This is a genomic window from Streptomyces sp. NPDC045956 (assembly GCF_056430705.1).
In genome coordinates this window covers 218,635-242,809 of sequence record NZ_JBWKKZ010000012.1, presented here as the reverse complement: position 1 = coordinate 242,809, position 24,175 = coordinate 218,635, and the positions used below count along the sequence as shown (strand labels likewise).

Annotated in this window: 29 protein-coding genes; 12 read left to right on the top strand and 17 right to left on the bottom strand. The window is 73.3% G+C overall.

All coding sequences use genetic code 11. The annotated features are described in order from the left end of the window. Nucleotides 1–214 precede the first annotated feature (214 nt). Nucleotides 215–1,060 (top strand): L,D-transpeptidase family protein, encoded by an 846-nt coding sequence (locus AC07FV_RS28865; protein ID WP_479090294.1) that lies wholly within the window; start codon nt 215–217, stop codon nt 1,058–1,060. 208 nt (nt 1,061–1,268) lie between these two features. Here the strand turns inward: AC07FV_RS28865 and AC07FV_RS28860 are convergent, their stop codons facing one another. The 8 genes from AC07FV_RS28860 to AC07FV_RS28825 form a co-directional block, all read right to left on the bottom strand. Then, nucleotides 1,269–2,453 (bottom strand): hypothetical protein, encoded by a 1,185-nt coding sequence (locus tag AC07FV_RS28860; protein ID WP_479090292.1) that lies wholly within the window; start codon nt 2,451–2,453, stop codon nt 1,269–1,271. After that, nucleotides 2,453–3,115, bottom strand: coding sequence for an RNA polymerase sigma factor (locus AC07FV_RS28855; RefSeq protein ID WP_479090290.1), 663 nt, complete (start codon nt 3,113–3,115; stop codon nt 2,453–2,455). Before AC07FV_RS28855 ends, AC07FV_RS28860 begins: the two co-directional genes overlap by 1 nt. 384 nt (nt 3,116–3,499) lie before the next feature. After that, nucleotides 3,500–4,291 (bottom strand): hypothetical protein, encoded by a 792-nt coding sequence (locus AC07FV_RS28850; RefSeq protein WP_479090289.1) that lies wholly within the window; start codon nt 4,289–4,291, stop codon nt 3,500–3,502. Continuing rightward, nucleotides 4,288–4,905, bottom strand: a complete 618-nt coding sequence (locus tag AC07FV_RS28845) for an RNA polymerase sigma factor (protein ID WP_479090288.1) — start codon at nt 4,903–4,905, stop codon at nt 4,288–4,290. The genes AC07FV_RS28850 and AC07FV_RS28845 overlap by 4 nt, the downstream gene beginning before the upstream one ends. Before the next feature lie 153 nt (nt 4,906–5,058). After that, on the bottom strand, nt 5,059–5,445 hold the full coding sequence (locus AC07FV_RS28840; protein WP_356602963.1) for a hypothetical protein: 387 nt from the start codon (nt 5,443–5,445) through the stop codon (nt 5,059–5,061). Between the two features lie 165 nt (nt 5,446–5,610). Continuing rightward, complete coding sequence (locus tag AC07FV_RS28835; RefSeq protein WP_479090286.1) at nt 5,611–6,213, bottom strand: hypothetical protein; 603 nt, start codon at nt 6,211–6,213, stop codon at nt 5,611–5,613. An 87-nt stretch (nt 6,214–6,300) separates the two neighbouring features. Then, entirely contained in the window at nt 6,301–6,816 is a 516-nt protein-coding gene (locus tag AC07FV_RS28830) for a hypothetical protein (RefSeq protein ID WP_479090284.1), read from the bottom strand. A gap of 121 nt (nt 6,817–6,937) precedes the next feature. Continuing rightward, nucleotides 6,938–8,515 (bottom strand): beta-N-acetylhexosaminidase, encoded by a 1,578-nt coding sequence (locus AC07FV_RS28825; RefSeq protein WP_479090369.1) that lies wholly within the window; start codon nt 8,513–8,515, stop codon nt 6,938–6,940. Nucleotides 8,516–8,796: 281 nt separating this feature from the next. On the opposite strand from AC07FV_RS28825, the gene AC07FV_RS28820 reads away from it, so the two are divergent. The 5 genes from AC07FV_RS28820 to AC07FV_RS28800 all read left to right on the top strand — a co-directional run bounded on the left by AC07FV_RS28820 (nt 8,797) and on the right by AC07FV_RS28800 (nt 12,973). Continuing rightward, nucleotides 8,797–9,372 (top strand): 2-oxo-4-hydroxy-4-carboxy-5-ureidoimidazoline decarboxylase, encoded by a 576-nt coding sequence (locus tag AC07FV_RS28820; protein WP_479090283.1) that lies wholly within the window; start codon nt 8,797–8,799, stop codon nt 9,370–9,372. 179 nt (nt 9,373–9,551) lie between these two features. Continuing rightward, the gene (sdhC, locus tag AC07FV_RS28815) at nt 9,552–9,932 is read left to right on the top strand and encodes a succinate dehydrogenase, cytochrome b556 subunit (protein ID WP_079030355.1); all 381 of its coding nucleotides are present in this window, start codon (nt 9,552–9,554) and stop codon (nt 9,930–9,932) included. A gap of 5 nt (nt 9,933–9,937) precedes the next feature. Beyond that, nucleotides 9,938–10,426: a succinate dehydrogenase hydrophobic membrane anchor subunit gene (locus tag AC07FV_RS28810; protein WP_479090282.1), complete on the top strand. Its 489-nt coding sequence runs from the start codon at nt 9,938–9,940 to the stop codon at nt 10,424–10,426. A gap of 19 nt (nt 10,427–10,445) precedes the next feature. Further along, complete coding sequence (gene sdhA / locus AC07FV_RS28805) at nt 10,446–12,200, top strand: succinate dehydrogenase flavoprotein subunit (protein ID WP_383641201.1); 1,755 nt, start codon at nt 10,446–10,448, stop codon at nt 12,198–12,200. Further along, nucleotides 12,200–12,973, top strand: a complete 774-nt coding sequence (locus AC07FV_RS28800) for a succinate dehydrogenase iron-sulfur subunit (protein WP_479090280.1) — start codon at nt 12,200–12,202, stop codon at nt 12,971–12,973. The genes sdhA and AC07FV_RS28800 overlap by 1 nt, the downstream gene beginning before the upstream one ends. Before the next feature lie 102 nt (nt 12,974–13,075). Here the strand turns inward: AC07FV_RS28800 and AC07FV_RS28795 are convergent, their stop codons facing one another. The 3 genes from AC07FV_RS28795 to AC07FV_RS28785 form a co-directional block, all read right to left on the bottom strand. After that, entirely contained in the window at nt 13,076–13,342 is a 267-nt protein-coding gene (locus AC07FV_RS28795; RefSeq protein ID WP_356601983.1) for a TM2 domain-containing protein, read from the bottom strand. Nucleotides 13,343–13,589: 247 nt separating this feature from the next. Next, entirely contained in the window at nt 13,590–14,009 is a 420-nt protein-coding gene (locus tag AC07FV_RS28790) for a DUF2752 domain-containing protein (RefSeq protein ID WP_479090278.1), read from the bottom strand. Then, nucleotides 14,002–14,451 carry a TM2 domain-containing protein gene (locus tag AC07FV_RS28785; RefSeq protein ID WP_356601979.1) on the bottom strand — a complete coding sequence of 150 codons (450 nt, stop codon included), beginning with the start codon at nt 14,449–14,451 and terminating at the stop codon, nt 14,002–14,004. The genes AC07FV_RS28790 and AC07FV_RS28785 overlap by 8 nt, the downstream gene beginning before the upstream one ends. Before the next feature lie 167 nt (nt 14,452–14,618). Here AC07FV_RS28785 and AC07FV_RS28780 point away from each other — a divergent pair, with 167 nt between their 5' ends. From AC07FV_RS28780 to AC07FV_RS28765, 4 genes are all read left to right on the top strand, one after another. After that, nucleotides 14,619–15,029 (top strand): VOC family protein, encoded by a 411-nt coding sequence (locus tag AC07FV_RS28780; RefSeq protein WP_479090276.1) that lies wholly within the window; start codon nt 14,619–14,621, stop codon nt 15,027–15,029. Between the two features lie 132 nt (nt 15,030–15,161). Beyond that, nucleotides 15,162–15,569, top strand: a complete 408-nt coding sequence (locus tag AC07FV_RS28775) for a hypothetical protein (RefSeq protein WP_356601976.1) — start codon at nt 15,162–15,164, stop codon at nt 15,567–15,569. Between the two features lie 4 nt (nt 15,570–15,573). Next, nucleotides 15,574–16,056: a thiol-disulfide oxidoreductase DCC family protein gene (locus AC07FV_RS28770; protein WP_479090275.1), complete on the top strand. Its 483-nt coding sequence runs from the start codon at nt 15,574–15,576 to the stop codon at nt 16,054–16,056. Nucleotides 16,057–16,067: 11 nt separating this feature from the next. Continuing rightward, complete coding sequence (locus tag AC07FV_RS28765) at nt 16,068–16,844, top strand: TetR/AcrR family transcriptional regulator (RefSeq protein WP_479090274.1); 777 nt, start codon at nt 16,068–16,070, stop codon at nt 16,842–16,844. On the opposite strand, the gene AC07FV_RS28760 is transcribed toward AC07FV_RS28765, so the two are convergent. Both AC07FV_RS28760 and AC07FV_RS28755 read right to left on the bottom strand, forming a co-directional pair. Further along, nucleotides 16,830–18,197, bottom strand: coding sequence for a metallophosphoesterase (locus AC07FV_RS28760; RefSeq protein WP_479090272.1), 1,368 nt, complete (start codon nt 18,195–18,197; stop codon nt 16,830–16,832). The genes AC07FV_RS28765 and AC07FV_RS28760 overlap by 15 nt on opposite strands. Before the next feature lie 36 nt (nt 18,198–18,233). Then, nucleotides 18,234–18,473 carry an SCO4848 family membrane protein gene (locus AC07FV_RS28755; protein WP_053135976.1) on the bottom strand — a complete coding sequence of 80 codons (240 nt, stop codon included), beginning with the start codon at nt 18,471–18,473 and terminating at the stop codon, nt 18,234–18,236. Between the two features lie 91 nt (nt 18,474–18,564). Between AC07FV_RS28755 and AC07FV_RS28750 the strand changes: the two genes are divergently transcribed. After that, a complete protein-coding gene (locus AC07FV_RS28750; RefSeq protein ID WP_479090270.1) occupies nt 18,565–19,845 on the top strand; it encodes a D-alanyl-D-alanine carboxypeptidase family protein in 1,281 nt (426 codons plus the stop codon). On the opposite strand, the gene AC07FV_RS28745 is transcribed toward AC07FV_RS28750, so the two are convergent. The 4 genes from AC07FV_RS28745 to AC07FV_RS28730 are packed head-to-tail and all read right to left on the bottom strand — an operon-like array spanning nt 19,793 to nt 22,647. Further along, nucleotides 19,793–20,728, bottom strand: a complete 936-nt coding sequence (locus AC07FV_RS28745) for a YihY/virulence factor BrkB family protein (protein ID WP_479090269.1) — start codon at nt 20,726–20,728, stop codon at nt 19,793–19,795. The two genes, AC07FV_RS28750 and AC07FV_RS28745, sit on opposite strands and share 53 nt — an antisense overlap. Continuing rightward, the gene (locus AC07FV_RS28740; protein ID WP_479090267.1) at nt 20,716–21,198 is read right to left on the bottom strand and encodes a GtrA family protein; all 483 of its coding nucleotides are present in this window, start codon (nt 21,196–21,198) and stop codon (nt 20,716–20,718) included. Before AC07FV_RS28740 ends, AC07FV_RS28745 begins: the two co-directional genes overlap by 13 nt. Beyond that, nucleotides 21,195–22,145: a decaprenyl-phosphate phosphoribosyltransferase gene (locus AC07FV_RS28735; RefSeq protein WP_479090266.1), complete on the bottom strand. Its 951-nt coding sequence runs from the start codon at nt 22,143–22,145 to the stop codon at nt 21,195–21,197. The genes AC07FV_RS28740 and AC07FV_RS28735 overlap by 4 nt, the downstream gene beginning before the upstream one ends. Next, complete coding sequence (locus AC07FV_RS28730; RefSeq protein ID WP_479090265.1) at nt 22,138–22,647, bottom strand: phosphatase PAP2 family protein; 510 nt, start codon at nt 22,645–22,647, stop codon at nt 22,138–22,140. Before AC07FV_RS28730 ends, AC07FV_RS28735 begins: the two co-directional genes overlap by 8 nt. Nucleotides 22,648–22,780: 133 nt before the next feature. Here AC07FV_RS28730 and AC07FV_RS28725 point away from each other — a divergent pair, with 133 nt between their 5' ends. Further along, nucleotides 22,781–24,172, top strand: a complete 1,392-nt coding sequence (locus AC07FV_RS28725) for an FAD-binding protein (protein ID WP_479090263.1) — start codon at nt 22,781–22,783, stop codon at nt 24,170–24,172. The last annotated feature ends 3 nt before the right edge of the window (nt 24,173–24,175 follow it).

The following is a 24,175-nucleotide window of genomic DNA, read 5'->3' as shown; positions in this document are numbered from 1 at the left end:
CTCGAACTACCCGTCAGTTACTGGCCAGTACAGGTCGATCCCTCGACGGACTGTATCGGCGTGCGTGCACCCGGTGGAGAGCCACACGCTGGGACCTTGCTCACAGCCCTCCGACGGTCCCGGTCACCACGGTGCCGCGCCGTTCGCGGCGCGTCGTTCGGGGGAACATCCCAGGGGACGTCCGGGCGAGGCGGGGAGACGACGGGGGGGCGCGATGCGCGGGACGGGCAGGGGACGCGCGGGGGGTGCCGGCCGGGCGGTCGCCGCGGCGCTGGGGGCCGTACTGGTGGCGGGCGGCTGCACCGTGCAGGGCACCGGCGCCGACGGCAAGGGGCGTTCACCGGTGCGCATCGACGCCACCGGCGCACCGTCCGAGGACGCGCCGGGGACCGGCAGGCCGTCCGGCGCGCCGCCCGTCCGCACCGCGCCCCGGGTGCTGTGGACACGCGGCGACACCGGCCGGGACGTGCGCGAACTCCAGGCGCGGCTGCGTCAGGTGGAGTGGCTCGTGGACGGTCCGACCGGGACGTACGACGACCTGACCGAGCGCGCGGTGAGCGGCTTCCAGGGCAAGCGCGGGCTGCCCCGGACCGGGCGGACCGACGACGTCACCTGGCAGCGGCTGCTCGGGATGACGCGCGAACCGGGCCGGTGGGAGCTGTACCTGATGGGCGGGCAGCCGGCCGCCGCGCCCGACCCACGCTGCCTGACCGGCCGGGTCCTGTGCGTGAGCAAGTCGAGCCGGACGCTGCGCTGGATGGTCGACGGACGGACCCTGTCGACGCTGCCGGTGCGCTTCGGCTCGCAGTACACCCCGACCCGGGAGGGCGTGTTCCACGTCTACTGGAAGTCCCGCCACCATGTCTCGACGCTCTACGACTCGGCCATGCCGTACGCGATGTTCTTCAGCGGCGGCCAGGCCGTCCACTACTCCGAGGACTTCGCCGCCTACGGCTACGCGGGCACCTCGCACGGCTGTGTCAACGTGCGGGACGAGGCGGCGATCGCGGACCTCTACGCCCAGGTGCGCGACGGCGACAAGGTCGTCGTGTACCGCTGAGGCGGGGCGGGACCGGAGCGGATGGGGCGCGGACGGGACCGGGGGAACGTGTCCCGCCCGCGCCGAGGTGCACGAGCCGTAGGTACGGGGGGAACCCCGGCTCGGTGCGGAAGCCGATGACCAGTCGGCTCACTCATTACTGCGCCAGGGCGGCCGAAAGTGTCACACCCTCGGCGGAAAATGTTCGGCGCCTCTGCGAAGGTGCAGGTCAGGACGGTTTCGCAAGAGTGAGCACGGCGCGCGCCGGGAAGGCCGGCCGCTGCTGCGGCGAGGGCGCGAAGGCCGAGGCGCGCGGTGCGTACCGGTGGCCGGCGGGCGGGAGCGGGCGGTGGCGGTCGTCGTCGTCCTTGCCGCCCTTGCCGCCGCCCCTCCCTCCGCCCTCGCCCTCTCGGGAATCCCTGTCGCCCTTGCCGCTCTTGTCGCCCTTGCCGTCCTCGGAGCCTTTGCCGCCCCTGTCGTCTTTCGTGCTCCTGGTGCTCTTGGTGCTCTTGCTTCCCTTGTGGCTCTTGTCGCTCTTATCGGTCTTGTCGGTCTTTCCGCCCTTGCCGCCCTTGCCGTTCCGCGACGGGTCCTGCTCCGGGGGCGCCTCCCGGGCCCGGTCGTTCTCCCTGGCGTCCCTCGCGCCGTCGCGGTCCCGGGCGCTCGTGCCGGCCTGGGCCAAAAGACCCCGGCAGTACGGGGCGACGCGTGACGCGCCCCCGGCCGCCTCCTTCAACGCGCGCCCGCGCGCACCCTCCAGTTGCTCGCCGGCCCTCACCTCACGGCAGGACGCGGTCAGGTCCGGCCGTCCGTCGCCGGCGCTCGCCGCGGCGCGGTCGTCGGAGCCGGCGTCGCCCTCGGCGCCGTCCCGGCCGGGCCCGGCGCCGCCCTGCACCCCCTCCAACGGTGAGGGCGAGGCGGGCGGGCCGTCGGAGGACGTGGCGGCCGACACGGTCGCGGCGGGGTCGGGTCCGGCGCCCTCGAAGGGCGTCGTCAGCACTCCGGTTCCGGCCGCCACCGCCACCCCGCCGACCATGCCGACGGTCAGCGCGGCGGCCAGACCGAGGCGCAGCGGGCGGCTCCACCGGGCGCGCCCGGCACCGGCCGCGCGGGGACCGATGCGGACCAGCCCGGCATCGGAGGGCGCCGCCGAGGTGTCCCGCCCCGGATGGGCCGGCGTCCCTTCGGGCGCGTCGACGCGCTCGGCGCGTGCCGTGCGGAAGGCGGCCAGCGCGGCGGCCTCGCCGGGGAGTTCACCGCTGGTCGGCACGGGTGGGGCGGCCAGTGCGCCGAGGGCCTCGGCGAGTCGTGCGGCCCGGTCGCGGACCGCGGGATCGACGGCCTCCGGCGACTCTCCGCGCAGCAGGATCTCCGCCGTCGCGCGGTCCAGCCACCTGTCGTGCTCGTCGGCCATCACATGTCCTTCTGCGTCCGCGCACGCGTATGCGTCACACTCGCGGACGTCACCGCGTGGCCGCGCGGTTCTCGCTGGGGCGGCAGCGCGTCGAGCCCACCGCCCGATTCCGGATCGCCGCCGAGCAGTTCGGCCAGGCGCCGCAGACCGCGGTGCGCGGCCGTGCGGACGGCGCCCGGCCGCTTGCCCAGCGTCTCGGCGGCGCTCTTGGCGTCGAGGCCCACCACCACGCGCAGCACCACGGCCTCGGCCTGGTCCTGGGGCAGCCGGGCGATGAGGGAGAGGGTGCTGTCGGTGGCCAGGGCCTCGATGGCCTCGCCCGCGGTGTCGGACTCGGCGGCCCTGCCGGTCAGTTCCGTCTCGTCACCGCCGACCGCGGGCCGGCGCCCGCGCATCCGGATGTGGTCCAGCGCCCGGTTGCGGGCGATGCGGGCGGCCCAGCCGCGGAACCGGTCGGCGTCACCGTCGAAGCGTTCCAGGTCGCGGGCGATCTGGAGCCATGCCTCGGAGGCCACGTCCTCGGCGTCCGGATCGCCGACCAGCGTCCGCACGTAGCCCAGCAGGCGCGGTTGCACCGCGCGGTACACGGTCCGGAACGCGGTCTCGTCCCCGCCCTGGGCCGCACGCACCGCGGCGGTCAGCTCCGCGTCGTCCCCCAGCACCGAGCCTCTCTTTGCGCCTCAGCCGGCGCCGCTCTCGCGGACCGGGTACTCGCCGTCGTGGTTCCTCAAGGAGTGTGGTCGCGGTGGTCCACCGCTGGTCGGGTGCGGGAGACAGTCCCCCGCTCATCGGCGCGAATGGCACGTTACGTCTAGAAACCGTTCCTCGTCCATGTCCCTCTCGCCTTGCCGTACAAGATGCAACTAAGCCGTGACGCGGGGAGGTGTGACAGAAAACGCAGTCGCGGCGCTGTAGGAAGTACGGGCCGCCGCGCGGCCCGTGCCGCGCGACGGCCGGGGCCTCTCCTGTGGGGGGTGGCGGCCTCGGCCGTTGCCTTGGCCACCGTGCCCGCCGCCCGCACGGGGCCGGGAAGTGCCGGTCGGACCCTAGTCCCCGGCGCCCGCCGCCCGGTCCGCCCGCCGCGTCCTCCCGTCGGCCCCGGCCCCCTTGCCACCGCCGTCCTCCTTGCCCCGCGCCCGCCCCGCCCCGGTGGCGGCGCCCGCCTTGCCCGGTGCGGCCGGGCCGCTCGCGGTGCTCGGCGTGGACTGTCCACCACGGCGTCCGGCGCAGTGGGCCGCGGCGTCCGGCGCCTTGCCCCGTTCCCGCGGCCGCTGGTGGGCACGGCAGCCCGCCTCGGTGTCCGGAGCGGTGGTGGCCCCGGGGTCGGCCGGCGCGGAGGCACGGGATGCGGTGCGGGTGGGCAGCGGCACGACGGGGAGCGGGTCGGCGGTGCGCCGCTGCGCGGTGCCGTCCGGGCCGGCGGTGGGGCGGACGCGGTCCGGCCCGGCGCCGCCCGGCAGGGGACCGCTCCCGCCGATGGCCGCGTAGGCGACGCCGCCCAGGGTGAGGCTCGCCAGCAGCACCGAGAGCACGGCCCTCGACGAACGCCGTGCACGGTACCGCTGCCGGGGACGCCAGTCGTCCCGCCGGCGGGTGCGCGCGGCCCGCCCCGGCCGGGCGTCGCGGGCGGCCCGGAAGGCGGCCACGGCGCGCCGCTCGCCCTCGGCTCCGACGCGCTCGTTCCGCAGGGCGGCGGCGAGCAGCCCCTCCGTTTTCGGGGCGCCCACGGCGGCGGTCCGGGTGACGGCGCGGTCGGTGCCGCCGTCAGCGTGCCGTGCGTCCATGTCCGCCCCCGTTCCCGTGCGGTCCGCCGGGCCGCCGCCGTGGGCGCCCCTCATGTCGACTCCCCCAGCGCCCTGGGCGCCTCGTCCGTCACACCGCCGGCTCCGAGTTGCCGGGCCAGCCGCTTCAGCCCCCGGTACGTCGCGGTCCGCACCGCGCCCGGACGCTTGCCGAGCACCCGGGCGGCGGACGGCCCGTCGAGGCCGACGACGACCCGCAGGAGCACGGCCTCGGCCTGGTCGCGCGGCAGCCCGGAGACCAGCGCCAGGGCGGACGCCGTGGACAGGGTCTCCAGCGCCTGGTCGGGCGTGGAGTGCGGACCGGGCAGCTCCAGCACGTCCTGTTCCAGCGCGCTCGGCCGGGGGCGCACCTTCTGGCGCCGCAGGTGGTCCAGCGCCCGGTGCCGGGCGATCGTCGCCGTCCAGCCCCGGAAGCCCGCCCCGTCGCCCCGGAAGCGCCGCAGGTCGCGGGCTATCTCCAGCCAGGCGTCCGAGGCGACGTCCTCGGCGTCGTCGCCGACGAGTCCGCGCAGGTAGCCCAGCAGGCCGGGCTGCACGATCCGGTAGGCGACCGCGAACGCGGCCTCGTCACCCTCCTGGGCCCGCGCGACGGCCGCGCCCAGTTCCCCGTCGTACGCCTGAACGCGGCGGGCTTCCCCTCGCTGGCCCAAGAACCGTCCTCGTCCGTACCGAGTCCTCCGCGCGCTCGGGTGAGCCCGCCCCCACCGTCATCAGCGTGGGCTGGCACGGAAGTGTCACAGGAAACGCGCCGGGACCGGCACGCCCCCTGCGACGTCCGGGCACCGCGGGTCCGTCGGCCGCGGTCAGCCGTCCGCCGTCGCGTCCCGGCACAGCAGCCGCAGCGAACCGTCGCCGGCGAAGCAGCGGCGGGCCTCGTCGATCGGGTCCCACAGGCGGCCGTCGGGGGTGCGCACCCAGTGGTCCCCGCCCGCGGCCCACCACTCGCCGCCACTCCGGCGCACGATCACCTCGCCCGCGTAGGCGCCGAGTCCGCGCAGTGCCGTCTCCACGGCGGCGTACGGCGGTCCCTCGCGCCGGATGCCGTCTATCACCCGGTCCACCCGCCACAGGCTCTGCGCGGAGTAGTCCAGGCGGAGCCGGGCGCCCTCGCGCATCGTGGCCACCGCGTCCGCCGCCCACCGCACCGGCTTGGCGGCGGCCGACGGCCGGTTCTCCTGCTGGGTCGTCAATCCGCTGGTCACAGTAGTCACATCGGCTAGAGCGCCGCCGGGCGGCGTTTCGTCACACGTGTCCGCCGCCCGTTCCGCAACCGGCGCAGGACCGCCCCAGGTCCGCCACGTCCGCCGCACCGCCGCCGCGCCTTCCCCGCACGACGGTCACAGGCGGCCGGCGGGTCAGTCCCGCCCGCGGGCCCGGCGGGAGACCACCGCGCGCAGCACCCGGCGGCCCTCCGTGGAGACCTCCACGGCCCGGCGCAGCCCGGCGGGGCCGTGACCGGCGAGCACCTCGAGGACGATGATCTGGCGGCGCAGTTCGGCGGCGACGAGCGGGGAGAGTCCCTCCGTACGGTCCTGCGCACGGCCGCCCGCGGAGTTCTCCCGGCCGAGGCCGCCGCCGGGGTCCGCGACGGGGTCGAGGAGCCGGTGGACGCGGAGCGAGGCGACCGAACAGGCGTCGGCCCACACCCGTATCCGCGCGCCGGAGCACGTGTCCGGCGCGGCGGCCAGCATCCGGCGGACCAGCAGCACCGCCTCGTCCTCGCCGGCGGCGTCGGGGCCGGCGAGCCGCTCGCGCACCCGGGCCAGCCCCTGGGCCCAGCCGTCCCCGCCGTCGGCCGCTTCGTCGGCGTCTCCGCCGGTCTCGGCGAGGGCCGCCCACAGCGGTCTCAGGACCTCGTCGTCGCCGTCCAGCAGGGGGACGCAACGATCCAAACAAGCCAGTCCGCTCCCGGCGAGTCCGCGCGCGTCGGCCCGCGTGATCAGTTCCACCAGGCTCATCCGGTGCCTCTCTGTCGCTCCCGCTCCGGCCCGCCCACCAGCACGGAGCCCGCACTTTCCCTTACTGCGTGCGACGGGCCGGGAGTGTCACAGGGGCACGGCGCCCAGTCGGTCGAGGAAGCGGAAGAAGAGGTTTTCGGCCACCGGACCGGCCGCCGGGTCCGGGTCCGCCGACAGCACCTCCGCCAACTCCCCGGCGTCCGCGGTGCGCCCCGCCTCGGCGGCCCAGGCGACGGCCCGCTCGGCGGCGTCGCGGGGCTCCAGGAAGTAGTCCTCCAGCGTGAGCCCCTTCTTCTCGGCACCCAGGTACCCGGCCATCGCGGACCGCGCCAGACAGGTCGTCCACGCCCCGCTCTCCGGCGCCGCGGCCTCCACGACCACGCAGTCGCTGTCCATGACGTACCCGAACAGCGCGGGCGCGCCGGTCTGCTCGGCCAGGTCGTTCATGTTCCCGACGTCTCCGTCGCCGCCCGGGAACTCCCACACCTGCCAGCCGTCCGGCGCCGTCCGACGCAGGGTCATGCCCGCGGCGCCCGACAGCGCCTCCAGCTCCGCGAGCGGCCGCTCGGCGCGGCCCACGACGTAGTACCCCCAGTAGCCCATGTCCCGGTCCCCCCGGCGTCTCGGTTCGGCTCGCCCAGACCACCACAGCCGTACGGGAGTGCGCAGCCGTATCCGGCAACTCCCGTCCCGGCCGGGCGTCCGGCTCCCGGGGCGGACCGGCTCAGTCGAGCCGGTCCGCCAGCGACCTGAACTCCGCCCAGGACAGCTCGGGCTCGCCCGGGTCCCACAGCTTCTGGACCGTCGCCGCCAGCGGCAGCCGGATGCCCGCGGCGACCTGCGCCTGCGTCTGGGCGTTCGGGATGTCGCCCCAGACCGCGAAGCTGCCGCCGAGGATCTGGTCGTCGTACCGGGCGTCGACCGGCGTGGTGCCGCGGATGACACGCGGGGTCCACTGCTCGTAGATGCGCTCGCCGGTCGGGTAGACGAAGGTCTGCGGCTCGCCGAGGACGTAGTAGAGGAACTCGTCGTTGTAGTTGATGACCTGGCGCCCCTCGGCGAGGTACTCGGTGGGCGGGCGGGCGCCGATCTCCTTGCCGGTCCAGTAGGCGACCTTGATGTCCTTCGAGGGCTCGACGGAGGTGTCCTTGAAGAACCCGTCGTTCCAGGCGCGCGGGACGCGGTCGTGGGCCTGCACCGTCTTCGCGCGGCCGTTGAGCCAGCCGGTGGTGAGGTCGGCGACGGTGCCGCCGGAGCCGTAGGCCTTGCGGGCGGCGGCGGCCAGCGTCGGGTAGGACGCCTCGGGGTCGGAGACCACGAGGGCCTGGTACTCGTCGGCGCCCAGGTGGAACTGGCTGCCGGGGAAGAGGTCGGCGTACTCGTTCAGCAGGTCGTCGACGATCTCGGCGGCCTCGGGCTTGGAGATGTCGATCGCGCCGCGGGTGGGCGTGCCCTGCGCGTTGCGCAGCTGGAGGTCCGGGTGGGCGGCGAGCACGGCGCCGAGGTGGCCGGGCGAGTCGATCTCGGGGACGACGGTGATGTGGCGCGAGGCGGCGAGATCGATGATCTCCTTCATCTCGGCCTTGGTCAGGTGGTCGTCCGAGACGATCTCGGGGTGCGAGTCGGACTCGATGCGGAAGGCCTGGTCGTCGGAGAAGTGCAGGCCCAGCTCGTTGAACTTGAGGTCGCCCAGCTCGCGTATCCGGTCCTTGATCCAGTCGGCGTCGTAGTGCTTGCGGGCGATGTCCAGCGAGAAGCCGCGCTTCGGCTTGGCCGGCTCGTCCTTCACCACGCCCTCCGGCGCGGCGGAGCCGCCGTCCACGGCCTGCTTCAGGGTCCGGGTGCCGTAGTAGACGCCGGCCTCGGCCGGACCGGTGACGGTGACGCGGCCGTCCCGCACGGTCATGGTGTACGACTCCGGGTTCGCGCCCTTCTCCTGCCGGACGTCCAGCAGCAGGTCCCCGGCGCGCTGGTCGTCCTGCTCGCCGGCGTACGTGAGCCCCAGCTCGGCGGCCGTCTGACGCCCCTCGTCGGCGAGGCCGGGGTCGGCGACGACGACGCGGTGCGCCTTCTCGGGCTGCCAGCCCGGACCGCGGGCCGGGGTGTGCTCGCGCACCGCGGGTATGGTGCGCGGCTCCTTCGACAGGGCGTAGGAGCGGCTGGGGCTGGGCGAGGTGGCGGGTGCGGCCGCCTCGCCGGAGGACCGCGCCGCCGGGGCCCCGGCCCCGCCGTCCCCGTCACCGTCGGTGGCCCACAGGCCCACTCCCACGCCGAGGGCGGCGACCACCGTGCCGGCGATCACGGCCCGCTGCCTGACTCTGTGCGCCGGTGACCGGCGTGCGTGCTCGCTCACATCGCCAACCTAGGGTCATGAGCCTCGCCATGCGTCCACCACATGTTCTGAAACTCTCCCGTTCAGGTGAAATTCGGGCATCGGACGGACACGCCATGCCGTCACTCGATAACGTGACGCCACATCTTTCGCACAATCCCCTGCCGACACACACGTGACGCCCACGAGGACCCACGCTGCCTGCGCACCGTCTTCCCGACCTCCCCGGCCGAGTGGCCCCACCGGTACCGGTGCAAACCCGCGCCGCACCGGTACCGCCCTCCTCACTGGAGCGCTTCAACACCGCCCCGGCCGAGGAGGCCGTCGCCACGCTCCTGACCTGCCTGAACAGCGCCTGGTGGGCCGAGCGCCTGACCTCCCACCGCCCCTATCCCGACCTGCCGTCCCTGCTGGCGGCCGCGGACGAGGCGGCCTACGACCTGTCCCCGGACGATCTGGCGGAGGCCCTGGCGGCGGAGACGCTGCCCCCGCTCCCCGAGGACACGTACGCGGCGGCGCACACCGCCCTGGGCGCGGGGTACGCGGCGTACGAGGCGCGCTTCGGGCACGTGTTCGCCATCTGCCTGGACGGCCTGGCGGCGGACGAGGCCGTGGACCACGTGCTGACCGGCATCCGGTCACGATTGGTGAACGATCCCGACGAGGAACGGCTGGTCGCGCTGGAGGAGCTGCGCCTCCTGGCCAGGGGCCGGCTGACCCGGCTCACCGGGACGCGGGGCGGCGTCCCCGGCGGCCGCGCCGCGCAGGCCCGGCCGGACACGGACGGCCCGCACCCGGCGCGCCCGCCGGAGTCCCCGGCCCGGTAGCCGCCCGCGGTCACCCCACTGCTCCTTTGAGTGCAACTTTGATCACACAAGCAGGCCCCCCGTAAGCGCCGCAGGCAACCGTCGCTACGATGCTGGGGGCCGGTGGACCGTACCCGGCCGGGCCCGACCGACAAGGAAAGCCGGCGCGGCCCCAATCACCGCTCCCGGAGGAAACTTCCGTGCCGGCTGGAACGCTGTACCGCGGCCGGGAAGGAATGTGGTCCTGGGTGGCTCATCGAGTCACCGGCGTCCTCATTTTCTTCTTCCTGTTCGTTCACGTGCTGGACACCGCTCTCGTGCGGGTGTCCCCCGAGGCCTACGACACCGTCGTGGCCACGTACAAGACGCCGATCGTCGCGCTGCTGGAGTACGGCCTCGTCGCCGCCATCCTGTTCCACGCGCTCAACGGCCTGCGTGTCATCGCCGTCGACTTCTGGGTCAAGGGCGCCCGCTACCAGAAGCAGATGCTCTGGACCGTCGTCGCCCTGTGGGTCGTGCTCATGGTCGGGGCGATCTACCCCGTCCTCGGCCACGCCGCTCGTGAACTGTTCGGGAGCTGACGCACATGTCGACCACTGAAACCACCCCCTCCGGCATCGGCCCCGTCGAGGGCGCGGGCGCCTCGGTCTACACCGTGGACAACCCGGCGCCGCTGATCGAGCCGCCCCGCAAGCGGACCAAGAAGTCCCCGAGGTCCACGCGCGGCAACTTCGAGATGGCCGCCTGGCTGTTCATGCGCCTGTCCGGCGTGGTGCTGGTCGTCCTGGTCATCGGGCACCTGCTCATCCAGCTGGTGCTGGACGGCGGCGTCTCGAAGATCGGCTTCGCCTTCGTGGCGGGCCGCTGGGCCTCGCCGTTCTGGCAGGTCTGGGACCTCCTGATGCTCTGGCTCGCGATGCTGCACGGCACGAACGGCCTGCGCACGGTCATCAACGACTACGCGGAGCGCCCGAACACCCGCCTGTGGCTCAAGGGCCTGCTCTACACCGCCACGGTGTTCACCATCCTGCTGGGCACGCTGGTGATCTTCACCTTCGACCCGAACATCCGCTAGGCACGGGGCTGCGAAAATCATGAAGGTACACAAGTACGACACCGTCATCGTCGGCGCCGGTGGCGCCGGCATGCGCGCGGCCATCGAGTCGACGAAGCGCAGCCGCACCGCCGTGCTGACGAAGCTCTACCCCACCCGCTCCCACACGGGCGCCGCGCAGGGCGGCATGGCCGCCGCGCTGGCCAACGTGGAGGAGGACAACTGGGAGTGGCACACCTTCGACACGGTCAAGGGCGGTGACTACCTGGTCGACCAGGACGCCGCGGAGATCCTGGCGAAGGAGGCCATCGACTCGGTCCTCGACCTGGAGAAGATGGGCCTGCCGTTCAACCGGACGCCGAACGGGACGATCGACCAGCGCCGCTTCGGCGGTCACAGCCGCAACCACGGCGAGGCCCCGGTCCGCCGCTCCTGCTACGCGGCCGACCGCACCGGTCACATGATCCTCCAGACGCTGTACCAGAACTGCGTCAAGGAGGGCGTGGAGTTCTTCAACGAGTTCTACGTCCTGGACCAGCTGATCACCGAGGTCGACGGCGTCAGGAAGTCCGCCGGTGTGGTGGCCTACGAGCTGGCGACCGGCGAGATCCACGTCTTCCAGGCGAAGTCCGTGATCTACGCGTCCGGCGGCACCGGCAAGTTCTTCAAGGTGACCTCCAACGCGCACACGCTGACCGGCGACGGCCAGGCGGCCGTGTACCGGCGCGGACTGCCGCTGGAGGACATGGAGTTCTTCCAGTTCCACCCGACCGGCATCTGGCGCATGGGCATCCTGCTGACGGAGGGCGCCCGCGGTGAGGGCGGCATCCTCCGCAACAAGGACGGCGAGCGCTTCATGGAGAAGTACGCGCCGGTCATGAAGGACCTCGCGTCCCGTGACGTCGTCTCGCGCTCCATCTACACGGAGATCCGCGAGGGCCGCGGCTGCGGTCCCGAGGGCGACCACGTCTACCTGGACCTCACCCACCTCCCGCCGGAGCAGCTGGACGCCAAGCTGCCCGACATCACGGAGTTCGCGCGGACCTACCTCGGCATCGAGCCCTACACGGACCCGATCCCGATCCAGCCCACCGCGCACTACGCCATGGGCGGCATCCCGACCAACGTCGAGGGTGAGGTCCTCGCGGACAACACCACCGTCGTCCCGGGCCTGTACGCGGCCGGCGAGGTCGCGTGCGTCTCGGTGCACGGCGCCAACCGCCTGGGCACCAACTCGCTGCTGGACATCAACGTGTTCGGCAAGCGGGCCGGCATCGCGGCGGCCGAGTACGCCCAGAAGGCGGACTTCGTCGAGCTGCCGGAGAACCCGGAGTCCCTGGTCGTCGAGCAGATCGAGCGGCTGCGCGCCTCCACCGGCACCGAGCGGGTGGCCGAGCTGCGCCGCGAGCTGCAGGAGTGCATGGACGCCAACGTCATGGTGTTCCGCACCGAGCAGACGATCAAGACGGCCGTCGAGAAGATCGGCGAGCTGCGCGCCCGCTACCGGAACGTGTCCATCCAGGACAAGGGCCGGCGCTTCAACACCGACCTGCTGGAGGCCGTGGAGCTGGGCAACCTGCTCGACCTGGCCGAGGTCATGGCGGTGTCCGCGCTCGCCCGCAAGGAGTCGCGCGGCGGTCACTACCGCGAGGACTTCCCCAACCGCGACGACGTCAACTTCATGCGCCACACCATGGCGTACCGCGAGGTGGGCGACGACGGCGCCGAGTCCATCCGGCTCGACTACAAGCCGGTCGTCCAGACCCGCTACCAGCCGATGGAGCGTAAGTACTGATGGCTACCCCTGTCATGGAGAAGAGCGAGAAGGCCCCCGAGCCCGGCTTCGCCGACTCCCCGTACATCACGGTCACCTTCCGCGTCCGGCGGTTCAACCCGGAGGTCTCGGCGGAGGCGGCCTGGGAAGACTTCCAGCTGGAGATCGACCCGAAGGAGCGCGTCCTCGACGCGCTGCACAAGATCAAGTGGGACCTGGACGGAAGCCTCACCTTCCGCCGTTCCTGCGCGCACGGCATCTGCGGTTCGGACGCCATGCGGATCAACGGCAAGAACAGGCTCGCCTGCAAGACGCTGATCAAGGACATCAACCCCGAGAAGCCGATCACGGTCGAGGCCATCAAGGGCCTGACGGTCCTCAAGGACCTGGTCGTCGACATGGAGCCGTTCTTCCAGGCGTACCGGGACGTGATGCCCTTCCTGATCACGAAGGACACCAACGAGCCGACGCGTGAGCGTCTCCAGTCCGCCGAGGACCGCGAGCGCTTCGACGACACGACGAAGTGCATCCTCTGCGCCGCCTGCACGTCCTCGTGCCCGGTGTTCTGGAACGACGGGCAGTACTTCGGCCCGGCGGCGATCGTCAACGCCCACCGCTTCATCTTCGACTCGCGCGACGAGGCCGGCGAGCAGCGGCTGGAGATCCTGAACGACCGCGACGGCGTCTGGCGCTGCCGCACGACCTTCAACTGCACGGACGCCTGCCCGCGCGGCATCGAGGTCACCAAGGCGATCGCGGAGGTGAAGCGGGCGCTCATCACGCGCCGCTTCTGACGCCGGCGACCGCCACGGCCGAGGGCCCCGATCACGTCGATCGGGGCCCTCGGCCGTTCCGCGTCGCGTCGCGGGCGGCCGAGCCGCCCGGGCGACGGGGTGTCAGCCGCGCAGCGGGCGGCCTTCCTTGTCCGTGCGGTCGTTGCTGACCAGGAACATGATGCCGTCGATCAGCGCCCAGACACCGAGGCCACCGCAGGTCAGCAGCTGGGCCACGCCCACGCCGACGGAGCCCACGTAGAAGCGGCCGATGCCCAGGGTGCCCAGGAAGAGCTGGAGGATACCGGCGATGATCTTCGACTTGTCCGAGTACGGACGGCCCTGCGGGTCGACACCGTAGGGAGCGGCGGCGTTCGGGGGGACGGTCATGGTGGTGCTCCTGGAAGACGTGGGACGGACCGGGGCGGGAGGCCCCGGCGGCCCAGGAGGGAACACCGCTGATCGCACGCTCGACGCACGGCGGCTCACGTCAGTGACGTGGCCGTCCCCCCCTGTGCGTGACGAAGCGTAGGAGACGGGCGGGGCGGTTGGGAAATATTATGATCCAACGTTCCCATTTCGTGATCCTCGCTCATGTGATGCCTGCCCGCGTGACCCCGGCTCACCCGGACTCCGCTCACACGACGTTGCGGACGACCGTCCAGGCCACCGCCGTGAGCAGGATCAGCGCCTGCGCCCACGGGGCGATCCGCGGCCGGTAGCGGCGGCCGCGCAGCCCCTCGACCGTCCAGCGGCCCCACAGCGCCAGCGCGAGGGGCGCGGCCAGCAGCAGGGCCCGGTTGTCCAGCCAGGCGGCGGCGAAGTGACCGTGCATCAGGTCGTACGTCATGCGGGTGCCGCCGCAGGCCGGGCAGAGCAGCCCGGTGACGAGGCGGAAGGGGCACTGGGGCAACAGGTGCCCGGACTCGTGCGGGTCGGTGCCCCACAGGTACGCGGCGCCCGCGACGCCCGCGGCGAGCACCGCAAGGGGTGCCGCCGCGGGGTGCCGGATCAGGCGCCGCGCCCCGGGTGGTGCGGGACGCGTCGCGTCAGCCACGCAGGATCCGCCCCTGGGCGTCCGTACGGTCGTTGCTGACCAGGTAGATGATGCCGTCGACCAGCGCCCAGAAGCCGAGTCCGCCGCAGGTGAGCAACTGGGCTATGCCCATGCCGACGTTGCCGACGTAGAAGCGGCCTATGCCGAAGGAACCGAGGAAGAGCTGGAGGATGCCGGCGACGATCTTCGACTTGTCCGAGTACGGGCGGCCGTAGGGGTCGTAGCCGAAGGGCACGTTGGGGTCGGGGGCGTAGTAGCCGGGCGGCGGCTGGTAGCCCGGTGCCTGGTAACCGCCGGGCGGCGGCTGCTGGCCGGGCTGCTGGTAGGCGCCCTGCGGGTAGCCGTAGGGGCCTGCCTGACCGGCCTGGCCGGCCTGGTCGGAGCCCTGGTTCGGGTAGCCGTAACCGGGCGGCTGGGACGGCTGCTGCGGCTGCTCGCTCACAGTGGTGTCACTCCTGGACGTCGCGGGAAACTGCCGGTCATATTGCAGGACCGGAACGGCAAAGAGAAGTCGGGACCCCCCGGGGCCGTCCGCCCGGGCGAGTGACCGCGCCGCCGCCCCGCCGCCGGTTGCGACCGGTTCGCGCCCCGCACACCTAATGTGACGTCATGTCAGATCATGAGTCGTACGAACTGCTCGGGTTCGACAACGTCCTGCTGCCCGTCGGGGACCTCGGTGCGGCCGTCGACTTCTACGAGCGGGCCGGCTTCCCGGTCGCCTTCCGGCTCGACGAGGCCGGGATCGCCCTACTGAAGGCCGGCGGCGAGACCCCGGGCATCCTGCTGCGGGCCGAGGAGGAGTTCGGGCGGCGGCCCCCGCTGTGGCCCGCCGCGCGGGTGTGGCTGGAGGTGTCGGACGCCCGCACCGCCGCCCAGGCGCTGCGGGACGCAGGGCTGGAGCCGCTCGACGAGCCCTTCTCCGTCGCCACCGGCTGGACCGTCGAGTTCGCCGACCCCTGGGGCAACGTCATCGGCCTCACGGACTACTCCAAACGGCCCGAGCTGGCCCGCCGCCCCTGAAGCCGCCCCACCCCCGAGGTCACCCCCGCCCCTCCCACGCCACCCCTCTCCGACCCCCGCTTGAACGTGTTCAAAAACAGGTCTAGAGTCATCCCCGTCAGCGTTTTGAACGCGTTCAAGAAGGGGTGGGGCATGGACCGCACCGTCATCGCCTACGTCATCTACCTGCTGGTCAGCATCGGTCTGACCATCTGGGTGGCCCGCACGCTCAGCCGCAACGGCCGGGTCTTTCTCGCCGACGTGCTGCACGGCAACGAGAAGCTCGCCGACGCCGTCAACCACCTCCTGGTGGTCGGCTTCTACCTCGTCAACCTCGGTTTCGTCGCCCTCTACCTGAGCGGCGACGAGACCATCGCCGACACCCGGGGCGTCTTCGAGGCCCTGTCGACGAAGCTCGGCGTGGTGCTGCTGGTGCTCGGCGTGATGCACCTCGGCAACGTGTACGTGCTCAACCGCATCCGGCGGCGCGGGGTGATGGAGCGGGAGCAGGTGCCGCCGGTCCCGCCGCAGGGCTGGGTGGCCCCGACGGCCGGGGCCTGAGCCGATGGCTCCCGCTCCCGGAACGGCCGGCGCCCCCGTGCGCCGGCTCACCGTCCTCTACGACGCCGAGTGCGCCCTGTGCACCCACGTGCGGGACTGGTTGCTGCGGCAGCCGCGGCTGGTGCCGCTGGAGCTGGTGCCGGCCGGGTCGGACCAGGCGCGTCGGCGCTTCCCCGGACTCGACCACGGCACCTCCCTGGAGGAGGTCACCGTGGTCGGCGACGCCGGGCAGGTGTACCGGGGCGCCGCCGCCTGGATCGTCGTCCTGTGGGCGCTGCGCGAGCACCGGCCGCTCGCCCACCGGCTGGGCACGCCCGCCGGGGCGAAGCTGGCCAGGGGTGCTGTGCTGGCCGCCGCCAAGTGGCGCCAGGCGGGCCGGTGGGGCGGCAACGGCTACCGCCGCGCCGACGGCTGGGTCTACGAGCCGGGCCACGGGTGGAGGTACGCGGGACCCGGCTGTGACGACGGCACCTGCGCCACTCGTTAGGCTCTGGTCCCGTGCCTGCGAAGAACGACGGCCCCGACGACGGTGCCCCCCTCAGCAAGTCCGAGCAGACCCGCGCGCTGATCCTGGAGACGGCCATGCGGCTGTTCCAGGAACGCGGCTACGACCGGACCACCATGCGGGCCATCGCCCAGGAGGCCGGGGTCTCCGTCGGCAACGCGTACTACTACTTCGCCGGCAAGGAGCACCTGATCCAGGGCTTCTACGACCGGATCGCCGCCGAGCACCAGGCGGCGGTCCGGGAGGTGCTGGCCAGGGAGAGCGACCTGGAGTCGCGGCTGGCGGGCGTGCTGAAGGTCTGGCTGGACATCGCCACGCCGTACCACGAGTTCGCGGTGCAGTTCTTCAAGAACGCGGCCGACCCGGACAGCCCGCTCAGCCCCTTCTCCCCGGAGTCGGAGCACGCGCGCGTGGAGGCCATCAGCGTGCACCGCTCGGTGCTGGCCGGGACGAGGACCAAGGTGCCCGCGGAACTGCGGGACATCCTCCCCGAGCTGATGTGGCTCTCCCAGATGGGCCTGGTCCTGTACTGGATCTTCGACCGGACCGAGGGGCGCGAGCGCAGCTACCGCCTCGCCGAGCGCGGCGCCCGGCTCACCGCGCGGGGTGTGGCCCTGGCCCGCTTCCGGGTGCTGCGCCCGCTGGTGCGCGAGGTGCACGAGCTGTTCACGGACTTCCTGCCCGGGATGACCAAGGCACTGCCGGACCCGGCGCGGAGGGCGGCGCCCCCGGAGGACGCCGCCGGGCCGGGACCCTCAGGCCCGCAGTGAGGCCAGCTCGATCACCGTGACGTCCGAGGGCGCCCCCACGCGCGTGGGCGGGCCCCAGGCGCCGGCGCCGCGGCTGACGTAGAGCTGGGTGTCGCCGTAGCGCTCCAGGCCCTCCAGGGTCGGGTTTGCGGCGCCCGCGATGAGGTTGCCGGGCCAGAGCTGGCCGCCGTGGGTGTGCCCGGAGAGCTGGAGGTCGACGCCGTGCTCGACGGCGTCGTGGATCTGCACCGGCTGGTGGGCGAGGAGCACGCACGCGCGGGCCCGGTCCCGGTCGCCGAGGGCCCGGGCGTAGTCGGGGCCCTGGCCCTCCTCCTCGCCCGCCACGTCGTTGACGCCGGCCAGGTCGAAGTGGGGCAGCTCGGTGCGGGCGTTCTCCAGCGGGAGCAGGCCGAGCCGCCGCACCTCGGCGACCCACTGCTCGGCGCCGGAGAAGTACTCGTGGTTGCCGGTGACGAAGTACGCGCCGTCCCTGGCCCGCAGCCGGGCCAGCGGGGCCGCCGCCGGACCGAGGTCCTTCACGCTGCCGTCGACCAGGTCGCCGACGACGGCGATCAGGTCGGGCTGCGTGCCGTTGATCGTGTCGACGACCTTCTGCGCGAAGCCCCGGCCGAGCACCGGGCCGAGGTGGATGTCGCTGACCACGGCGATGCGGTAGCCGTGCGCCGCGCGCGGGAGCTTGGCCAGCGGCACGGTGACCCGCTTCACCGTCGGGCCGTTCAGCACGCCGTACGTGCCGGCGCCGACCGTCCCCACGGCCGCCGCGGCGGCGGCGCCGGCGACGACGCGGGAGACGAAGAGACGGCGGGAGGGGAGGGCGAGCGGGCTCTCGGGCCGGCCGCCGGAGCCGGCGTCGGGCGCGGGCGTGGTGCCGGCCGGGCCGGCGTCCGGGGCGGCGCCCCGCCCGGAGGCGGGCGCGACCCCCTCGGTCACGGCCCCCTCGGTCGCGGCCCCCTCGCGCGGGGCCGTCCCCGCCGGTATCCGCTCGGCGTCCGCGTCCGGCGCCGCCTCCCCCGCGGCCGTCCGCCGGGCCGCCCGCCGCTCCAGGAACCGGCGCAGCAGCGGCCGGACGACCTCGCCCACCAGCAGCGCCAGCAGCAGGTACATCGACAGGGCCAGCCACAGGAAGCCCGGCCAGGCCAGGACGCGTTGCAGCCAGAAGGGGGCGCCCGCGCGCTCGGCGACCAGCGCGGCCACCGCCAGCACCCAGCCGCCGGCGATCACCACCGCGCCGACACGGCGCACCACGCCCGGGGCGCGGGTCGTGTCGCGGAACAGGCGCCGCCACATGTACCAGTTGGCCGTGACGAGGACGCTCACCACGGCCAGCGCGACGAGCGCGAAGACGACCACCATGCCGTCGATTCCCCTCAGTTGTGACGTCCTCGACGCCTATGACGTTCGGCGCAGTGCGCGCAGACCGCGCAACCCGATGACCCCGACGACCGTCCCCAATACGAAGGACACGACCGCGAGCAGCAGGTGCACCCAGAAGTACGCCGTCGGGTCGCCGTCCTCGAAGGCGAGCCCGCTGCCGTCCTTGACCAGGTTTTTGACGAAAGTGATCCAGATGATCCAGCTCCACACCCCGAAAGCGAGCAGGAACCAGGAGACGGGGCGGCTGAGCTTCATGGCTTCAGTATCGCCGCCCCGTGTCCGGAACCGTGCACGGGGTGGGGAGGGGACTAGGTCCGGGCCGGTCGCGGGCGGTACGTTCTCGCTCGTGCCCGCACCCAAGAAGACCGTCCGGCGCGCCCTGACGGTTGCCTCCGCCGCCCTGACCTCTCTCGCCGCCCTCACCCCCGGCGCACTGGCCGCCCCGGATCCCTCGGCGAGCCCGTCGGCCACCCCGCCCGCGTCGATGTCGACCGTGGGCGGCGCGCGGCTCGGGAAGCCCGGCACGCAGGTCGCACTGGCGGGCGGGGTGCCGGTGCTGCCGAAGGACCTCACCGCCCGCTCCTGGATCGTGGCCGACGCCGAGTCCGGCGACGTGCTCGCCGCACACAACGCGCACTGGCGGCTGGCCCCGGCGAGCACCCTGAAGATGCTGTTCGCGGACACGCTGCTGCCGAAGTGGCCCAAGTCGACCCGGCACAAGGTCGTCCCTTCCGACCTGGTGGACGTCGGTGCCGGGTCGAGCATGGTCGGCATCAAGGAGGAGGAGACCTACACCGTCCACGACCTGTGGCTCGGCGTCTTCCTGCGCTCGGGCAACGACGCCGTGCACGTGCTGTCCGCGATGAACGGCGGCGTCGAGAGCACCGTGGCGGAGATGAACGCCCACGCCGAGGAACTCCAGGCCCTCGACACGAACGTCGTCACCCCCGACGGCTACGACGCCCCGGAGCAGGTCTCCTCCGCGTACGACCTGACCCTGTTCGCCCGCTCCGGGCTGCAGAAGAAGGACTTCCGCGAGTACGCGTCGACGGTCAGCGCCAAGTTCCCGGGCGAGACGAAGAAGGACAAGAAGGGCAAGACGTCCCGCGAGCCCTTCGAGATCCAGAACACCAACAGGCTGCTGTCCGGCGACTCGGACCTGGACGTCTACCCGGGCATCGCGGGCGTGAAGAACGGCAACACCACCAACGCGGGCTCCACCTTCACCGGCGTGGCCGAGCAGGGCGGCAAGGTGCTGCTGGTCACGGTCATGAACCCGGCGAAGGACGAGCACAACGAGGTCTACAAGGAGACCGCCCGCCTGTTCGACTGGGGCTTCAAGGCGGCCGGCAAGGTGGAACCGGTCGGTGAGCTGGTGCCGCCGAGGAGCGCCGCGCAGCCGAGCCCCGAGCCGGGCGACGCAGCCGTCGGGGAGGCCGGCGGCACCGGGAAGGGCGCGGCGGGCACCAAGCCGGTGGCGGGTGCGCCGACCGCCGACGGCTCCAGCGGGGTCGGCGTCGCGGCCGGCATCGCCGGCGGGCTGCTGGTGCTGCTCGCGGGCGGCGTGTTCCTGATCAACCGGAAATGGCCGCTGCCGGACCTGGTCCGTCGCCGGACCCGCCCGTGACGTCCTGGTCCCCGTCCTCCTGGCCGAGTTCCTGCTCCTTGCTGCCCGTCGCCGTCCAGGAGGCGCAGAACAGCACGAGCTTGCAGGTGAAGTTGATCCACAGCAGCAGGGCGACGGGGACGCCGAAGGCGCCGTACATGCTCTTCCCGGCGACGCCCTGCATGTAGCCGCTCAGCAGCAGCTTCAGCAGTTCGAAGCCGATCGCGCCGATCAGCGCGGCCACCACCAGGCGGCGGCGCTCCGGCTTGGCGCCGGGGAGCAGGGTCAGGACGTACAGCAGCAGGAGGAAGTCGGCGAGTACGGCGACGGCGAACGCGGCGATGTAGAGCAGCACCCCGCCGAAGCCGCCCTCGGGGATGCCGAGCCGGCTGATGATCCAGCCGACGAGGGCCGAGGCGACGGTGGAGATGCCCACGGTGACCAGGAGGGCACCGCCGAGACCGACGAGGACGCCCCCGTCCTTGACCCGGTGCATGACCGGGTTCTCCTCCTCGTCGGGCAGCTCCCAGACGGCGCGCAGGCAGCCCCGGGTGGCGTCGACCCAGCCGATGCCGGTGAACAGCAGCAGGGCGCCGGAGATGAGACCGACGGTGCCGGCGTTGTCGATCAGGCCCTGGATGTCCAGCTGCTCGGAGATGCCGGGGATCTGCTCGGCGATCTTGTCCTGGAGCTTGTCCTGCTGCTCCTTGCCGAGCGTGGCGGCGGCGACGGCCGCGGCGAGGCTGAGCAGCGGGAAGAGCGCGAGGAAGCTGGTGAAGGTCATGGCGGCGGCCAGCCGCGTCCACTTCACGCGGTCCAGCCGCTCGTAGGAGCGCCAGGCGTGCGTGGTCATCAGCCGTGCCACCCACGGGCCCACGACGGGGAGCTTCTTCAGCCAGTCCATGATCCGACCCTGCCCCCGGTTCCCTCGTTCCATGATCCCGCTGCGCCGCCGGTCGCGGGACCGGTGCGGAACACCAGGGTCCTTGTGCCCCAGAAACGCAGAAGCGTGGCAAGGAACATGCCGACGACCGCCCCGGAGACGGTGTCGGCCCGCTGCGAGGTGAGGCCGAGGCCGTAGTGGCTGATCGCCAGGCAGAGCAGCTGGACGGCCGCGCCGGCGGCGTTCACGGCGAAGAACACGGCGTACGGGCGCAGTCCGCGCGGGCGGCGGTGGCGGTAGGGGCCGAGCGCGTTGCCCGCGTACGCGACCGAGCAGCCGGCGAGGAAGGACAGGGTCTTGGCGGTGAGCGGATCGAGGCCGGCCGGGCCGCGCAGCAGCGTGAAGAGGCCGAGGTCGACGGCGTAGGCGAGGAGACCGGCGGCGGCGAAGCCGGCCAGTTCGCGTCGGGTGCCCGGGGTGCGGGCGGTCACCAGTCGGCCACCGCCAGGCCGTACATCGCGATCCAGGCCGCCCCGATCAGCGCGAGCGCGCGGTCGCGCAGGACGACGTCCTCGGGCTCGCCGGCGGTGCCGCGGTCAGCGAAGACGGCGTAGCGCAGGACGGCGAGGATGAAGGCGACCATGGACAGCTGGCGCCAGGGCAGGACGCTGGTGTGCGGGACGCCGCCCTCCTCCATGGCCCACAGGCAGTAGCCGAGGACGGCGACGCCGGCCGCGAGCTGCCAGACGAAGCGGAGGTAGCCGGTGGTGTACTCGGTGAGCAGCGCCCGTGTGGCGCCCGCCTTCCCGGCCATCTGGACGGCTTCGGAGTAGCGCTTGGCGGAGACCATGAAGAGCGCGCCGAAGCCGGTGGTGATGAGGAACCACCGCGACAGGGGGATGCCGAGCGCCAGGCCGCCGATCATGGCCCGCATCAGGAAGCCGGTGGTGACGACGGCGAGGTCGACGACGAGGACGTGCTTGAGGGCGACGCAGTACGCCAGCTGCATCGCGAGGTAGGCGGTCAGCAGGGCGGCGACGGCCGGCGGGCACAGCCAGGCCGCGGCGAGGGGCGCGAGGACGCCGAGGGCGCCCCCGACGGCGTAGGCGACCGGTACCGGGACCTGTCCGGCGGCGACCGGGCGGTGCCGCTTGACGGGGTGGGCGCGGTCGGCCTCGGCGTCCCGGGCGTCGTTGACGAGGTAGACGGCGGCGGCGCAGGCGGTGAAGAGGACGAAGACCAGGGCGAGCCGGCCCAGCGTGTGCCGGGAGAACAGCTCGCCGGCGGCGGCGGGGGCGGCGACGACCAGGACGTTCTTGATCCACTGGCGGGGGCGCGCCGTCCTGAGCAGGCCGGGCAGCAGCCCCTTGCGGCCGGGTGGGGCGGGGTCGGGCCGCTGTTCGGGGGCGCGTTGCCGCAGGACCGCCGTCTCAGTCACGGGTGCCTCCGCGCATCCAGTCGGCGCCGAGCCGGGCGGTGAGCGCGCCGAGGGCCGCGCCCGCCGCCACGTCGGAGGGGTAGTGGACGCCGGCGACCAGCCGGGAGACGCAGACGGCGGCGGCGACGGGCCGGACGGCGCCGATGCCCAGCGCGCCGAAGGCGACGGCGGCCGCCGCGGCCGAGGCGGCGTGGGAGCTGGGGAAGGAGTGCCGGCCGGCGGTGCGCACCAGCGGCACCACGTGGGTGGGGCGCGGGCGGCGCACGACCCGCTTGACCCCCATGCTGACGAGGTGAGCGCCCGCGGTGAGCGCCGCTGCGCGCAGCCAGGCGCCGCGTCGCGCGCCGTCCACGGCGGCTCCGGCGAGGCCCGCCGCGAGCCACAGCGCTCCGTGCTCCCCGGCCCAGGACAGGGCACGCGCGGCACCGGCCACGCGCGGGTCCGTGCCGCAGGCTCTGAGCGCCGTCACGATCCGGTGGTCCATGTCGTCGAGGTCGTCCATGTGTCCTCACTGTTCACGCCGACGCCGTGGGAAGTCCGGCATGATGGAGCGACATACCATTAATCACCCGTTTCGGGTATGAACAGGATGTTCTAGAACTGATCGCCCTCATGGGGGCGATACGGTCACCGGCATGTCTGCCGACACCGTTCCCGCCGCCGAAGAGGGCCCCGACACCATGTGGGGACCGGTCACCGGCTGGGGCCGCACCGCGCCCACCGCCGCCCGGCTGATCCGCCCCCGGACGTACCAGGAGGCCGCCGACGCCGTACGGGACTGCGGGGCCCGCGGCGGCATCGCGCGGGGCCTGGGACGGGCGTACGGGGACGCCGCGCAGAACGCGGGCGGCGCCGTGCTGGACATGACGGGCCTGGACCGCATCCACGCCGTCGACGTCGCCGGCGGCACCGTGCTGTGCGACGCGGGCGTCTCCCTGCACCGGCTGATGGAGGTCCTGCTGCCGCTCGGCTGGTTCGTACCGGTGACGCCCGGCACCCGCTACGTGACGGTCGGCGGGGCGATCGGCGCGGACATCCACGGCAAGAACCACCACGTGTCGGGGTCCTTCGCCCGGCACGTGCCGGCGTTCGAGCTGCTCACCGCCGACGGCCGGGTCCGCACCGTGGAGCAGGGCACGCCCCTGTTCGACGCCACCGCCGGCGGGATGGGCCTGACCGGCGTGATCCTCACCGCCACCGTGCGGCTCCAGCCGGTCGGGACCTCCCTGATGTCGGTCGACACCGAGCGCGCCGGCGACCTCGACGACCTGATGGCCCGCCTCACGGCCACCGACCACCGCTACCGCTACTCGGTCGCCTGGATCGACCTCCTCGCCCGCGGCGCGGCGACCGGCCGGGCGGTGCTCACCCGCGGCGACCACGCCCCGCTGGACGCGCTGCCCGAGCACGGGCGGGCCCGGCGGGCGCCGCTGGCCTTCCGCACCTCCCGCCTGCCGGCCGCTCCCGACCTCGTCCCCGACGGCCTGCTGAGCCGGACGACGGTGGGCCTGTTCAACGAGCTGTGGTACCGCCGGGCCCCCCGCCGGCGCACCGGCCAGCTCCAGCGGATCTCCACGTTCTTCCACCCCCTGGACGGCGTCCCGCACTGGAACCGGGTCTACGGCCGCGGCGGTTTCGTGCAGTACCAGTTCGTCGTCGGCCACGGGCGGGAGGACGCCCTGCGCCGGATCGTGCGGCGTATCTCGGAGCACCGCTGCCCGTCGTTCCTCGCCGTCCTCAAACGGTTCGGGGACGCCGATCCGGGGTGGCTGTCCTTCCCCGTGCCCGGCTGGACCCTCGCCCTGGACGTCCCGGCGGGGCTGCCGGGACTCGGTGCCTTCCTCGACGAACTCGACGAGGAGGTCGCCCAGGCCGGCGGCCGGGTCTACCTCGCCAAGGACTCCCGGCTGCGGCCCGAACTGCTCGACGCGATGTACCCGCGGCTGGACGACTTCCGCGCCCTGCGGGCCGAGCTGGACCCGCGCGGCGTTTTCGTCTCCGACCTGGCCCGCCGCCTCCACCTCTAGGCA

What these genes read in the sequence shown, in the direction of transcription:
- AC07FV_RS28860 (WP_479090292.1), bottom strand. Translation starts at nt 2,453, where the DNA reads ATGGCCGACGAGCACGACAGGTGGCTGGACCGCGCGACGGCGGAGATC.
- AC07FV_RS28865 (WP_479090294.1), top strand. Translation starts at nt 215, where the DNA reads ATGCGCGGGACGGGCAGGGGACGCGCGGGGGGTGCCGGCCGGGCGGTC.
- AC07FV_RS28760 (WP_479090272.1), bottom strand. Translation starts at nt 18,197, where the DNA reads ATGGTGGTCGTCTTCGCGCTCGTCGCGCTGGCCGTGGTGAGCGTCCTC.
- AC07FV_RS28725 (WP_479090263.1), top strand. Translation starts at nt 22,781, where the DNA reads ATGTCTGCCGACACCGTTCCCGCCGCCGAAGAGGGCCCCGACACCATG.
- AC07FV_RS28745 (WP_479090269.1), bottom strand. Translation starts at nt 20,728, where the DNA reads ATGGACTGGCTGAAGAAGCTCCCCGTCGTGGGCCCGTGGGTGGCACGG.
- AC07FV_RS28810 (WP_479090282.1), top strand. Translation starts at nt 9,938, where the DNA reads ATGTCGACCACTGAAACCACCCCCTCCGGCATCGGCCCCGTCGAGGGC.
- AC07FV_RS28775 (WP_356601976.1), top strand. Translation starts at nt 15,162, where the DNA reads ATGGACCGCACCGTCATCGCCTACGTCATCTACCTGCTGGTCAGCATC.
- AC07FV_RS28730 (WP_479090265.1), bottom strand. Translation starts at nt 22,647, where the DNA reads ATGGACGACCTCGACGACATGGACCACCGGATCGTGACGGCGCTCAGA.
- AC07FV_RS28770 (WP_479090275.1), top strand. Translation starts at nt 15,574, where the DNA reads ATGGCTCCCGCTCCCGGAACGGCCGGCGCCCCCGTGCGCCGGCTCACC.
- AC07FV_RS28780 (WP_479090276.1), top strand. Translation starts at nt 14,619, where the DNA reads ATGTCAGATCATGAGTCGTACGAACTGCTCGGGTTCGACAACGTCCTG.
- AC07FV_RS28830 (WP_479090284.1), bottom strand. Translation starts at nt 6,816, where the DNA reads ATGGGCTACTGGGGGTACTACGTCGTGGGCCGCGCCGAGCGGCCGCTC.
- sdhA (WP_383641201.1), top strand. Translation starts at nt 10,446, where the DNA reads ATGAAGGTACACAAGTACGACACCGTCATCGTCGGCGCCGGTGGCGCC.
- AC07FV_RS28800 (WP_479090280.1), top strand. Translation starts at nt 12,200, where the DNA reads ATGGCTACCCCTGTCATGGAGAAGAGCGAGAAGGCCCCCGAGCCCGGC.
- AC07FV_RS28850 (WP_479090289.1), bottom strand. Translation starts at nt 4,291, where the DNA reads ATGAGGGGCGCCCACGGCGGCGGCCCGGCGGACCGCACGGGAACGGGG.
- AC07FV_RS28795 (WP_356601983.1), bottom strand. Translation starts at nt 13,342, where the DNA reads ATGACCGTCCCCCCGAACGCCGCCGCTCCCTACGGTGTCGACCCGCAG.
- AC07FV_RS28755 (WP_053135976.1), bottom strand. Translation starts at nt 18,473, where the DNA reads ATGAAGCTCAGCCGCCCCGTCTCCTGGTTCCTGCTCGCTTTCGGGGTG.
- AC07FV_RS28835 (WP_479090286.1), bottom strand. Translation starts at nt 6,213, where the DNA reads ATGAGCCTGGTGGAACTGATCACGCGGGCCGACGCGCGCGGACTCGCC.